Below are 12785 nucleotides of genomic sequence, written 5' to 3'. Positions count from 1 at the left end.
TCCAAAATGTCATTTCCCTAACAAATTGATTAAAAATCTGAAAGATTTCGCTATAATAATTTTATAAAAGAAGAATAATAATTATTATTTGTAATCCTATTATTGGTTAAGTCTAATTTTGCAAAATGTGAGTTTGTTTATGCCAAAAATATATAGACTTGGATTGGATGTTGGTTCTACAACAGCTAAGTGTGTTGTACTCGATGAACAGGATAATTTTATTTATACCAATTATGTTCGTCATAACACCCATATTGTTAATACCGCTTTATCCCTTTTAGATGAAATTAAACAGCAGATTGGTGATGATGCTATTGTGTCGGTTAAGGTGACAGGCTCTGCTGGGATGGGGATTTCTGAGAAGGCCGGTATCGCTTTTATTCAGGAAGTTGTAGCAGCTTCGGAAGTGGTACAACGAAAATATCCTGAGGTGCGAACTCTAATTGATATCGGTGGGGAAGATAGTAAGATGATCTTCTTTTTTCCTGATCGTCCGCCCGATATTCGTATGAATGGGAGTTGTGCTGGAGGAACCGGTGCCTTTATCGATCAGATGGCAACTTTACTTAATACCCCTGTGCAGGAATTTGACCTGCTTGCAACCAAACACGATAAAGTCTACCCAATCGCTTCTCGTTGCGGTGTGTTTGCGAAAACCGATGTGCAAAATTTAATTAGCCGTAATGTTTCCAAAGAAAATATTGCTTACTCTGTTCTACATGCAGTTTGTATTCAGTTAGTGAATACGCTAGCGCGTGGTTATGATATTGTGCCAAAAGTGATGCTGATTGGCGGGCCGTTTTCATTTATTCCAACTTTAGGCAAAGCCGCATTAGAAACGTTAAAGTTAAATGAGGAACAAATTGTTACTACAGAACATCCTACGTTATTGTCGGCTTGGGGAGCGGCAATCCATGCTATTGAACGTAGTGAACTTAGTATCAATGATTTCATTGATAGACTAAGTGCGTCAAATAAGATTCAAGTCAATCAATCTTTTCGCTTAAAACCGTTATTTAACCAGTCGCTATCATTTAATGATTGGCAACAAAAACGCAAATATATCGAAATTCCTCGCGTAGCTTTAACCGCTTATCAAAAACAAAACGCTTATTTAGGTATCGATAGTGGTTCAACAACGACTAAGATTACGCTAGTTAGTGAAAATGATGAGCTACTTTTTACCTATTATGCCCCAAATAATGGTCATTCAATCAAGGCATTAATCAAAGGATTAACGGTACTTAAGGATGAAATTGCTGCATCGGGTAAAGAGATTATAATTGCTCGCACTGCTGTGACTGGTTATGGCGAGGAGTTGTTGAAAGCAGCTTTTGCCATCGATGATGGTTTGGTTGAGACAATGGCTCATTTTGCCGCGGCTAAACATATCGATCCTAAGGTGAGTTTCATCATGGATATTGGCGGTCAGGATATGAAGGCCATTTTTATAGCCAATGGCGTGGTGAATCATATTGAGCTTAACGAAGCTTGTTCGTCAGGTTGTGGTTCATTTATTGAGACTTTTGCTAAATCCCTTAATTCCAATACTATTGATTTTGCTGATGCAGCGTGTAAATCCAAGAATCCTTGTGATTTAGGAACGCGTTGTACGGTATTTATGAACTCTAAAGTGAAACAAGCACTACGTGAAAATGCGACTGTTGGCGATATTTCAGCTGGACTTGCTTTTTCGGTGATTAAAAATGCGATTCATAAAGTGCTTAAGCTTCATGATATGCGTAAGCTTGGCGATCATATTGTGGTTCAAGGCGGTACTTTTAAGAATCCTGCTGTGTTTCGTGCTTTAGAGCAGTTAACTGGTGCTCAAATCGCTACGTCCAATATTCCTGAATTGATGGGGGCTTATGGTGCAGCGCTAGTTGCGAAAAATCATTATATAAATAATCAAACCCCTTCGCAGTTTATTGGCTTAGATAATCTACAGAAAGCTGAAGATAATAAAGCTAAACCTTCACGCTGTAAGGGGTGTGAGAATAATTGCGATATTATGATTTATCGCTTTGCTAATGGTCAACGTTATTATTCCGGTAATAAGTGCGAGCGTTTTTTAAGCAATAATCAGCATCAAAATAAAAATGCATTTAATATGTTTGATTATAAGAATGCGTTGTTATTCGATAGAGCTAATACGCATAATGTTGACGCTAAACTCCATATCGGAATCCCTCGTGTTTTAGGGCAATATGAAAATTTTCCATTCTGGCATACGTTGTTAACTAGAAGTGGAATAAATGTGACGCTTTCACCCTATTCGACATATGATCTTTATGAGAAAGGGGCAGGTACCGTGATGTCAGATAGCATCTGTTTTCCTGCCAAACTTGTTCATGGCCATATTTTGGAGTTGATCGAGCAGAAGGTTGATCGCATTTTTATGCCGATGGTGGTATTTGAGTCTGACCATTTTGATAATGCAATTAATAGTTATAACTGTCCGATCGTGAGTAGTTATGCTGAGGTGGTAAATAGCGCGATCAATCCAAAGACGAAATATAATGTGCCGTTGGATTATCCAGTAATTAATTTTAGTGATCAGAAGTTACTGAAAAAAGGATGTATCAATTATTTAATGTCGCTCGGTATTCCTAAAAACGTGGCGAGTCAGGCTTTTGCACATGCATTAGTTGCTCAAGCTGAATATAAACAATCATTGAATAAAAAAGCTGTTGAGGTGTTGAATAATGCTAAAGAGACTGGTCGTTATGTGTTTATTTTAGCGGGTAGACCTTACCATAGCGATAGTTTAATTAATCATAAAACACCTGAGATTTTAAATGCGTTAGGTTGTGATGTCATAACCGAGGATTCCGTGTTGGGTGAGATCAGTCGATTATCGCCAGAGTTACAAATCTGTTCACAATGGAGTTACCCAAATCGATTGTATGCAGCAGTAAGTTTTGTTGCTGAGCAACCAAAAAATATTCAGTTTGTGCAACTTAATTCTTTTGGGTGTGGTCCTGATGCAATTGTTACCGATGAGTGTAAGGCGATTTTAGAATCCAAAGGTAAAACATGTACGATTATTCGTGTCGATGAGATCACCGCAACTGGCTCAGTACGTTTGCGTTTGCGTTCGATTATTGAATCAATCCGCATGAATCATCAACAACCATTAAAAATAGTTAAGCGTAAAAATACGACTATTTTTGCTAAGCAAGACAAACAGCGCCGTACTATATTGGCGCCATTTATTTCAGATTTTTATTCTCCATTGTTACCTCCAATTTTTGCTTTGTCTGGCTATAAGCTTGAAATCCTTCCAAAACCAGACAAAAGTTCGGTCGAGTGGGGACTTAAATATTGTAATAATGAGATTTGTTATCCAGCAACGATTATTGTTGGAGATATTATTAAAGCGCTAAATTCAGGTAAATATCAGCGTGATGAAGTGGCTATCGGTATTACCCAAACAGGAGGCCAGTGCAGGGCGAGTAGTTATCTTTCTTTAATTAAGAAAGCAATGATTAGTAATGGTTATGAAGATATTCCGATTGTGTCGCTAAGTACAGGTAATATTAATGAAATCGAACAACCAGGCTTTAAACTTAACTGGCTGAAAACATTACCAACAACTTTTTTTGCTATGCTGTTTGCCGATTCTATTTCAAAGATGTTTTATTCGATTGCGCCTAGAGCAAAATATAAACAGCAAGCTAATCAGTTGAAAGAACTTTATATTAGAAAGTTACAACAAATTATCAATCAACATAAAGGCAAAAAGGCGATCTTTTTGCTGTTAAAAGAAGCTGTCGATCATTTCAATCAAATCGAAACCTTAAATAAAGATTGCCCTCAAATTGGCATTGTTGGGGAGATTTACGTTAAATATAACGGTTTCGGAAATCAAAATAGCATAGATTGGCTAGTTGAACAGGGAATAGAACCGGTTATTCCGCCAATGATCGAGTTTTTTGCTCAGTCTTTTGTTAACTATGATAGTAATGTTGATAATTATATTATCAACAAGAGTTTTGTTGCTTATTTTGTTCACTTTTTTGAAAAAGTAGCGCAGAAGTACATTGATCAAACTAATCAGATTTTATCGGGCTTTAAATATTATCAACCATTCCACAATATTCGTGATATGGCGACAAAAGCGGAAGAAATTCTTAGTTTAGCTAATCAATATGGTGAAGGTTGGTTAATTCCAGCTGGTATTATGACTTTTGCTAAGCATGGTATTAATAATGTGATTAGTCTACAACCGTTTGGCTGTATTGCTAATCATGTTGTTTCAAAAGGGGTAGAGAAACGTATGCGTGACCTTAATCCAAAACTTAATTTGCTTTATTTGGATTTTGATGATGGCGCAGGTGAAGTTAATGTGCTTAACCGTTTGCATTTTATGGTGAGTTCATTAAAGTATTCTTATGATAACTGGAGTGGATAGGATCATTCGTTTACCCATCGATGAAGTACTAGGGTTATTTGACTCAAGTAAAGAAAAAGGGCAAAACTGCGTACACCTAATATCTTAGATTCATCAGAAATATAATCTGAAACATGTGGTGTAACGAGAATAGTTATAGATTCAATGCAAAACTTGTTGTTAAAAATATTATTACAAGTTGCTTTGGGCAATTATGAAATTAGAAGAGAAAGATAAATGAGGGTGTAGAAATTGCTAAAGCGCATGGAAAATATAAAGGCGTTAAGCTAACATCATTATAATTAATCGGGAACCTAATACATTTATACTAACGTTTAGTTATGAAGAAAAAAACAGCCTGACAAATTGTTAATGAGAATTAATCGTGTTGATGGACGAGAATATCTAAATGATTATCCTGAAACGTTGTCTATTTTATTAAAAAGTAAATCATTATCAAATTATTCTGAAGAGCTATAAAGTTGCTTATTAACTAATGATTTTAATAAAGGCTTACTAAAAGATATGACAATAAACAAAGATGGACAATTAATTGCTCAACACTTAACTCAATCAAATCAAAATGAATCTGATTTTAGCCTCTAAGCGCCAACAAACTTAAAATATATTTTACAGTTTTAGATTATTGTTAATTTTAAAAAATTTCCCTATTTTTTAAAAACTGTTGGTCTATCAGTATCTGGTATCGTTGTAAACTATTGTTATCTTGAAATATAGTTAATAAAAAAGAATTGTTAAATGAAATCAGATTAGCTCCAGTTCTTTTATCGATATAAATTATTCCATTATCAAGATGATTATTGTAGTTGACAGTAATACCTTGTTTCTTTAAATCATCGATAACATTTTTATAAATGCTTTTGGTTATAATTCTTACTCTCACCCCCCTGTTGTTTGCCATTTTAATTCTATCTAATAAAGCTAAGTCAAAAGAGGGGAGTATTAAATCAATTTCAAATTGAGAATTATCTATCAACTCGCTAATAGATGAATTAATCTGTGAGTTATCTATCAAAAACTCAGAATGATAATTAACTCTTTCCACAACATTTCTTAATCTATTCTTTTCACTCTCTATAATATTAACAACAGGTTCAAGTTGCGATTTACCGCCCCAAAATTGCAACAATATAATAATGAAAATAACAGTACCCCAGACTTTTATAAAGTCATTATTGAAAAGTTTAGTTAAAAAATTCATTACAATTTCATTCCATTATTTTGCTTTTCACCATGTTGATGAATTACGTGCATTGCATGTAAGATTTCAACGAGTCGTTTTTTGTCATTTAAAATATTTGTAGGCTATATTTCTCACTTAGGTGGGCTTGTACAAACATTTCAGTTACATCATAAAGTACTTCAACTCTATTTTGCATATTTTTGTGTCTTTGTCACCCCTTCTATATAATGAATTGGAAGTTGAGTATTTTTTTCCTCTTAATAAGCTTAATTAAATCTTAATAAGATTTTTTAATTATATTAAATAAAAAGAACGTAGAAATTTACTGTGGATAACTCAATAGGATACAAGCTGAAGCTTGTGTTCTACTCCTGTGGAATTTTTGAGTTATCACTAGTTAAATCGAATTTTATTTTTTTTTAGGGTTGTAAGTTCTTCTGGCAATAAGTACTAATTCATAACCACATGGTTTGAGATATCTTTTTAATGTTTCAATTTTTGGATTACCTCTATTGCCGTTCTCTAAATTAGATACATTACCTATTGAAATATCAGTACTCAGACTGATATCTAACACACGTAAATTAGCTTTTAATCTAACGTTTTTCAATTTTGTTAAATCATTAATAATAATGTCATCATTTTTAATATTTCTAATATTCATTGTCCTCATCCTTATCCTTATTCAAATTAATTAAATATCTATTTCATCTAATAAAATTGATGTGTTTTCGATATTACAATTAACGTGAAAATTAAATATCCAGTTTTTAAAACTATCGTTATAAATAAGTGTATCTATCGGTAAATTGAATAAATTTTTAACTTTTTGTTTTGTATTAAAAACATGAGTTACCGTTGTGTTAGCTAAACGTGCAATTAATTTTGATTCAAATTTAAATATAAGAAACCATAAAATATTTTTTTCTTTTGTACTTAATTTGTCTAATAATTCAATTGATAAATCAACATTATTATTTTTTATGATGATAAAATTGAGAGGAATTGTTTTAAATTCATTTCCCCAAAAAAATACATTATTATCATCAAGAGAAATTTTATTTATAAGATAAAATTTACACATATTATCGATACTATAATAATCTAACGTTGTAATTTTCTTTTTTTGACTTAGTAATTTATTGTAAAAATTGAAAACATTAATATTTTCATCATTAGTGAATATTTCAGCAGTTTTATCATTTAGAGGCGTAAACTTTTTATTTTTTTCTCTTATTCCGACTATATCAAATACTATATTTAACTTTGTATAAAGTTGTTGATAATTACTCTTATAATTAATATTATCTACCACGCCAACAATCCTTGAAGTTTAGTTGGTTTTCGTCCTTCGTCCTTGTTTTTCCACACAGGTAAGGGCGATCCTTTTTTGTAAATAAATTTTATTTTTTTTCCTTTTTTCTTTTATCTCCATCACCTTTTAATTGTTCAAATACTTCAGGTGATTGATGCGGCGCGCGATAATTATCGTTTAAATTAATTGATAATTAACCACGCCGTTTGTTTCTATATTTGAAAATAAATTACAATTTATGGTTTTTCAGGGAATACTATATCAATATTTGATGTATTAATTCTAGTTAACATAATTCGATATTTTTTCCATTGTTTTAGCCTGGCTTCTTCATCATTTTCTTGCATACCTAAATCAATGGTGTCTTGCAGCACTGCTATTTTATCGTTAGCTTCGTTTATTAATGAGTGTTGCTTTGCTTTGTTTTGCTTAATTATATGAGTATTTTTTTCATCTTCGTTTAATACCCATTTTTCATCATCCCATTTGCTGTATGCAAACGGCTCTAGCAATGTGAAACCATCTTTAATTTTGCCGATATAATCAATGGTGACAGCTTCCTTAGTTTCTAAGTTATAAGCCGTCTTTTCTCTGTTATCTTCAACTAAAATCCATCTGCCGTTTTGTTCGCACGGCCAATACCCACATTCAAATTTAGGTGCTATACGTAATGCGTTATCAGGTGGTAATGTATCATTATTGGCGTCTAATTGGTGTGTGTATGGTTTTAGTTCATTTGTATTATCAAAATAATAATTTATCATATTATACTCCTAGGTAAATTGTGGGTGTCATACCAATATTGATTGGTCTATTTTCAGGTGCGACAGGTACAATTAGTCCGGCATCAAAACTCAAACTTACGTGCCAACCTGATGAATTACCAGCATATGCAGGTTTTGCTTGTGCATTAATTTTGAACGCACCACTTGTTTGCATATCTGATACCAAAAAATTACTATAATGTGCATAAATGTTACGTATAGCATCACCTTCAACACTACCAACTTGTCTAGCTAAACCATCTACGGCTCTTTCGAAAAAACCACGCCCATCAGTATGGAAAGCCGTTGGTACATTGATATATTGTTGACTGTTAATAACTTTAATAATGATTTTAAAATCTTCTTTGTAATTCGCCGATAAACTATTTAGCGCTCGACCTTGCGGGGATTCGAGTAAGTAGTTGTCTCCATTTCTCAAATACCATCCAAAAGGAAGCTCTGATGATCTAAATGCCATTAGTTTTTGTTCGCCTATAACATATGGTTTTTCAGCTCCGGAAATCATCAAATCCCAAAATTCATTTTTTGCTGGATTAACACCTTTTACATTTTTACGAGCTATCCAGCTTGAGCCTCCAAATCCCACTACATCATCTTTTGTATATTGTGTTGAACTAACATATTCACCACACCAGTTAAATCTGATGTTTCCTAAGTTAATTGTCGCCATTTTTAACCCCTCTTTTCCTATATAACCATCAATAGTTCTTTGTCATTAACAATAAATTCACATCCACCAGGTGCAATTATCCATTCAAGAAATTCAGAAATATGGAATGTTTTGTTATCTATATTTCCTGCTGTTTCTAAAATCAATTTTGCACCATCTCTTTTAAAACCATAGAATTGTGTAGCAACACTTTGTGCTATTTGTTTTATGCTCTCAATTTTTGCTATAAATTCGTTTGAATTTTCAATGACCAACCATGGTTTTCCTTTGTTTATTTCATCTATTACATTTGTTTGTGGTAAAACAATATGTGGTAAACTTCCTGCCCAAGCATAATATTTTTTAGTTTGTTCGTTGTAGACAATTTCATTTCTTGTATTTATAGAACACCCATCATTGAAGTTACCAATTGACTCATAGCCAATCTTAGTCTCGATTAGCTGGTTTACTTGTTTTTGTAGTTTTTCATCATTGCAGTCGACATATTCTTTATTAACGGCATCATTTTTATTTTCTGGTTTTTTTAAATTTTCAATACGATTACATTTAGCATCAAAATTGGAATTATCTTTAGATGAAGATAATGTTGACTCTAATGCAGTATGAATTGTGTCGACTTCTTTTTTTAAATATTGTGTTCTGTTAGCTAGCTCGTGATGTGGTTTGTTTGCTATACCACGCACACCGCCTCCGACGCGGTCTTTTCGCTGAATGAGATATACATTATTTTCCCATGTTGCTTCTTCAATTAAATGTTCCATTATGTTTCCTCTAATATGCAAATTGGTATCGTTCATCATAAGCAATTTCATCATCGTATAAGATGTCGCTGAAATCGTTAAACTGTATTATTCTGCCAAATTGTCCAAAATCTGATTTGGGATTTTTTGATAAATCAGGTAATAACTGTAATGTAGTTTCAACATTTGAAAATTCTGATTTATCATCAATCAAACTGATAAATTCAATTGGATCTAATGACAATCGATAAAACTCAATATTGATTGGTTTATCATCGATGATGTTTTTTCCTTCATATCGAAGTGAAAAATCGTTAGGCTCATTATTTAAAATGCTAATACCGCTTAATCCTGAATAATCATATTCAACTAGAAGCCGTTGCGATTTTGGTTTTGTTATAAAGATAATTGAACCAGCTTTACAATCTACAATGTAATCAATATTTTCATTTAGATTTTCAATAAAAACGTCTCTTATATTTTGATGTTGTAAATAGATTGTCATGCCTGATTTTATATTTCTGAACTCTTCTTCAGTCCAACCCTGTTGATGTGATACAGACTTTCCTCGTAACAATAATTCAAGATTTTCTAGTGAACGTTCAAACCAAGTTGCAGTAATACTCCCTCCAGTGAAAGTAATAAATCTTTTACAATTAACTAATCGTCCACCAATGCTGCGCTTACTATATCGTTCCTCAAATTCAAAATTAATTTTTAACGATGATACATCTCCAATCCATCGCCATTGTCCTAAATTACACGGTGATAAAAATACTTTTCCTTGACCATAGTAATATTCATTTTCAGACATATTAAACTCCAACCGTCACATGACCTTCCGGCAGTTCTGCTGTATATTTGTATAACGATTCGTAACCATCACGCTTACTATATAATCTTAGTATGTGACGCTCATCATAGATGTTATCTTGATTCGTCACGTAGGGTAGTACTACTAACGTGTCAGTAGCGTTAAAACTCCAGATCACTTCATTTGAATAATAATCAGAAATTTCAACTATATATTCAGTTCCTATCTCAGGTCCAATATCTTCTGATAAATAATCAATCAGACGATCAGCTTGCAGTGTACGATTCCGATGAGCAAACGTTACGACATATGAGTCAGATTGTTCTATCACGTCAGGATATAAAATATGGTTAATTTTAATATTTCCAGGCAAATATGGCCGAATTTGTCTATGTGACATTATTATTTTTTCAACTGGTGCAATATCCTCATGCAACCTGCCTGAATTAGTTTGTGTGAGCAGTTTAACTCCGACTGTTTCGCCGCTAATGTATTCAATGTGATCTGTTTCTAAAACACTCATATAGAAACGTATTGTTGAACCAGCAGGATGGAATGCTGGTAGCGAATCAAAGCAACCGCGACCCACTGTCAAGATATTTGTCTCAACGTCAAATTCATCAATTCGCATAAATTCGTCGTCAATTATAATGCCTTCACCAATTGACATTTGATAATCAGAATTAATTTTAATTTCAAACTTTGTTGTTAGTTTTTCGATATCGTTTATTAGTGTTGCACTAGCAGTCCAATCGCATTGATTTTCGTTAATTGATTCAGCTCCAGCAGCTTGCGATTGTAATATATAGTTAATTGACATTGATGTTGGTGCTGTTGCCATTACGCCTAAATAACATGAAGATGGCGTTAAATAATCTAAATCAGCGGAGCTTAATCTTGATACGAGTAAAGAGTACGGTAGTTCAATTAATTTAACGTTATTTACAGCGCTAATTGTCTTATCTTCAATAATAATTTCATTTGTCTGTTGACTACTGTTGTATGACGTTTCAGACAAACTGAAAACGTCTTGAACTCCAGTAATTAGCAGCGAACCATCACTTTGTTCTTCTATTTTTCCCACGCGCAAAATCATATTTTCAATATCGCGATCGGGGAGTGATACGCGAAAACATGATGCTGGCTCCAATATGCTTGCACGTCTGTCAAATTTAATAATTAAACGTTTGATACCCGCAGCACTCATTTCTAAATCCCGCTCACCCAGTCTTGCAGCCAATTCTTGGGTGGGTATGGCCTTATATTCAACTGAATTGCTAATTAAACCAACTTGCTGAATAGAAGCCAGGTTTTGTGCTCTTACAGTTGCATCTTCGTTTGTTACTGGGTTATGATATGTAACAACTATTTCGTTATATGATGAATCACTATTTGCACTATCATCATCTTGCACTAACAAAATACCATTATCATATGTAAAAAGCGGTAACATATCTGGATCATAATCATTGCGAATTAGTTTTAATTTTAATTTACCCGTTGATAAATCAGCATATTGCGCCGCACCAATATGGTCTAAAATTTGCTGTATAAATGTTTGCAGTTGGTCTTGTCGGTTGTATCGAAAACATAAACCAAACTTTTCATTAAATAGTGTGTCTGCTGATTTTTTAAAACTTTCAATATTGATTGAATCCCAGTTTAAGCCACGCCCCCAATCTCGATTTGTTGCGCACTCGAATAATATGTGTGCAGGATTCATTGCATGTATATTTGGAATATTATCGGTTAGCGCTTTGCGTAAAGCTACGATATTACGCTGGCGCTCTTCTTCTCTTCGTTTTGCTTCTTCGCGTTCTTTTCTTTCTTGCTCAAGTTGCTCTGGAGTTTTATCTTTATTTTTATTCATAAACTTAGGTTTATGTTTGATGAATTGATTTATTTTTCCATAGCGGCTTTCTATTTCACTTTCAATCCCTGCAATTTCAGATAAATCATCACGCAATAAGATTAAGCATTTTTCTGGATACCAAACATTATTTTTATCCCAGCCTTTCGTTGTTCGACGAACTCGGTAAGACCACGGTTTTGGTGATGCGCTATAACAACTTATTAATCCGGAGTAAAATGTTGTGACCAAACCCCGGAATCCCGGAATCAATCCTTTTAAAATACTTTTTAAACTATTTGATGGAATTTGGTTTGGTTCACCCATCATTATTTTCAAGTTTCCCTGTATACCGCCTTCGCCTCCAGTGTCTTCTCCGCCAAATAAGTTTGGTTTATTGATACTTATAGAACACGACGACGTTGTTTCATTTTCAGTGCAAAGTAGCACGACTTTTTTATCAGCTGTAATCGCAACAATAGAATTAATTGGACCACGACCTAATCCGCAGAACACATCCCAGTAATACCGATAGCCAACAGTCACTTTTTTTGATGAACTACCGCCCATTTTCTTGCTCCTTCGCAATATTGACTATACGAACAGCTAGCGCATCGCTGGTTTTTAACACTTTTTCTGAATCAATATATCCATCACGAATAAACGCATTTAAATCCAAATTATAACGTTTAAAAAACTCGCGTAATCCTCCAGCACAGCCACCGCCCGCACGAATATGTTCCATTGTTATTTTCATAATAAATGCTCCAAAATTACTTACGAATTGCACTATAACGATAATTACCATACCCGAGCACGAACCAATCAGCTGACCAACAGTCACCGAAAAAAACACACTGAGGAGTACCCTCATCAGGTATCGGCATATTCCAATCATCTTCGGTTGCCGCTGTTGGACGATTACTTTTAGGTTGTTTCGCAGTAACACGTGTAATCACATAACTGGCAACAATAACAGCAACAAATTTAGCGACAGCCCACCACATAAGTTCCT

At 33.8% G+C, this 12785-nt stretch carries 11 protein-coding genes; 1 reads left to right on the top strand and 10 read right to left on the bottom strand.

Features of this window, described 5'->3' with window-relative positions:
* Positions 1 to 139 precede the first annotated feature (139 nt).
* The gene (locus tag J3U18_RS07105) at positions 140 to 4414 is read left to right on the top strand and encodes an acyl-CoA dehydratase activase-related protein (RefSeq protein WP_267353374.1); all 4275 of its coding nucleotides are present in this window, start codon (positions 140 to 142) and stop codon (positions 4412 to 4414) included.
* Positions 4415 to 5048: 634 nt separating this feature from the next.
* On the opposite strand, the gene J3U18_RS07100 is transcribed toward J3U18_RS07105, so the two are convergent.
* From J3U18_RS07100 to J3U18_RS07055, 10 genes are all read right to left on the bottom strand, one after another.
* Positions 5049 to 5615: a phospholipase D-like domain-containing protein gene (locus J3U18_RS07100; RefSeq protein WP_267353372.1), complete on the bottom strand. Its 567-nt coding sequence runs from the start codon at positions 5613 to 5615 to the stop codon at positions 5049 to 5051.
* A gap of 391 nt (positions 5616 to 6006) precedes the next feature.
* Positions 6007 to 6261, bottom strand: a complete 255-nt coding sequence (locus J3U18_RS07095) for a helix-turn-helix domain-containing protein (protein WP_065734177.1) — start codon at positions 6259 to 6261, stop codon at positions 6007 to 6009.
* A gap of 30 nt (positions 6262 to 6291) precedes the next feature.
* Positions 6292 to 6912: a hypothetical protein gene (locus J3U18_RS07090; RefSeq protein WP_267353369.1), complete on the bottom strand. Its 621-nt coding sequence runs from the start codon at positions 6910 to 6912 to the stop codon at positions 6292 to 6294.
* 236 nt (positions 6913 to 7148) lie between these two features.
* Positions 7149 to 7676: a tail fiber assembly protein gene (locus J3U18_RS07085; RefSeq protein ID WP_267353368.1), complete on the bottom strand. Its 528-nt coding sequence runs from the start codon at positions 7674 to 7676 to the stop codon at positions 7149 to 7151.
* A gap of 1 nt (position 7677) precedes the next feature.
* Complete coding sequence (locus J3U18_RS07080) at positions 7678 to 8367, bottom strand: hypothetical protein (protein ID WP_267353367.1); 690 nt, start codon at positions 8365 to 8367, stop codon at positions 7678 to 7680.
* A gap of 17 nt (positions 8368 to 8384) precedes the next feature.
* A complete protein-coding gene (locus J3U18_RS07075; RefSeq protein WP_267353366.1) occupies positions 8385 to 9167 on the bottom strand; it encodes a hypothetical protein in 783 nt (260 codons plus the stop codon).
* The gene (locus tag J3U18_RS07070; RefSeq protein WP_267353365.1) at positions 9139 to 9921 is read right to left on the bottom strand and encodes a hypothetical protein; all 783 of its coding nucleotides are present in this window, start codon (positions 9919 to 9921) and stop codon (positions 9139 to 9141) included. Before J3U18_RS07070 ends, J3U18_RS07075 begins: the two co-directional genes overlap by 29 nt.
* A gap of 1 nt (position 9922) precedes the next feature.
* Positions 9923 to 12340 (bottom strand): phage tail protein, encoded by a 2418-nt coding sequence (locus tag J3U18_RS07065; RefSeq protein ID WP_267353364.1) that lies wholly within the window; start codon positions 12338 to 12340, stop codon positions 9923 to 9925.
* Complete coding sequence (locus J3U18_RS07060; RefSeq protein WP_267353363.1) at positions 12330 to 12527, bottom strand: hypothetical protein; 198 nt, start codon at positions 12525 to 12527, stop codon at positions 12330 to 12332. The genes J3U18_RS07065 and J3U18_RS07060 overlap by 11 nt, the downstream gene beginning before the upstream one ends.
* A gap of 16 nt (positions 12528 to 12543) precedes the next feature.
* On the bottom strand, positions 12544 to 12777 hold the full coding sequence (locus tag J3U18_RS07055; RefSeq protein WP_267353362.1) for a hypothetical protein: 234 nt from the start codon (positions 12775 to 12777) through the stop codon (positions 12544 to 12546).
* Positions 12778 to 12785 lie beyond the last annotated feature (8 nt).

The sequence above is a fragment of the Gilliamella sp. B3482 genome (assembly GCF_026536805.1).
Lineage (GTDB): Bacteria > Pseudomonadota > Gammaproteobacteria > Enterobacterales > Orbaceae > Gilliamella > Gilliamella apicola_E.
The sequence above is the reverse complement of the archived record's forward strand: the minus strand, read 5'-3'. Positions and strand labels throughout refer to the sequence as shown.

Bases quoted from the DNA above. Each gene is read 5' to 3' on its own strand.
- J3U18_RS07105 (WP_267353374.1), top strand. From the start codon at position 140: ATGCCAAAAATATATAGACTTGGATTGGATGTTGGTTCTACAACAGCT.
- J3U18_RS07100 (WP_267353372.1), bottom strand. From the start codon at position 5,615: ATGAATTTTTTAACTAAACTTTTCAATAATGACTTTATAAAAGTCTGG.
- J3U18_RS07095 (WP_065734177.1), bottom strand. From the start codon at position 6,261: ATGAATATTAGAAATATTAAAAATGATGACATTATTATTAATGATTTA.
- J3U18_RS07085 (WP_267353368.1), bottom strand. From the start codon at position 7,676: ATGATAAATTATTATTTTGATAATACAAATGAACTAAAACCATACACA.
- J3U18_RS07080 (WP_267353367.1), bottom strand. From the start codon at position 8,367: ATGGCGACAATTAACTTAGGAAACATCAGATTTAACTGGTGTGGTGAA.
- J3U18_RS07075 (WP_267353366.1), bottom strand. From the start codon at position 9,167: ATGATGAACGATACCAATTTGCATATTAGAGGAAACATAATGGAACAT.
- J3U18_RS07070 (WP_267353365.1), bottom strand. From the start codon at position 9,921: ATGTCTGAAAATGAATATTACTATGGTCAAGGAAAAGTATTTTTATCA.
- J3U18_RS07065 (WP_267353364.1), bottom strand. From the start codon at position 12,340: ATGGGCGGTAGTTCATCAAAAAAAGTGACTGTTGGCTATCGGTATTAC.
- J3U18_RS07060 (WP_267353363.1), bottom strand. From the start codon at position 12,527: ATGAAAATAACAATGGAACATATTCGTGCGGGCGGTGGCTGTGCTGGA.
- J3U18_RS07055 (WP_267353362.1), bottom strand. From the start codon at position 12,777: ATGTGGTGGGCTGTCGCTAAATTTGTTGCTGTTATTGTTGCCAGTTAT.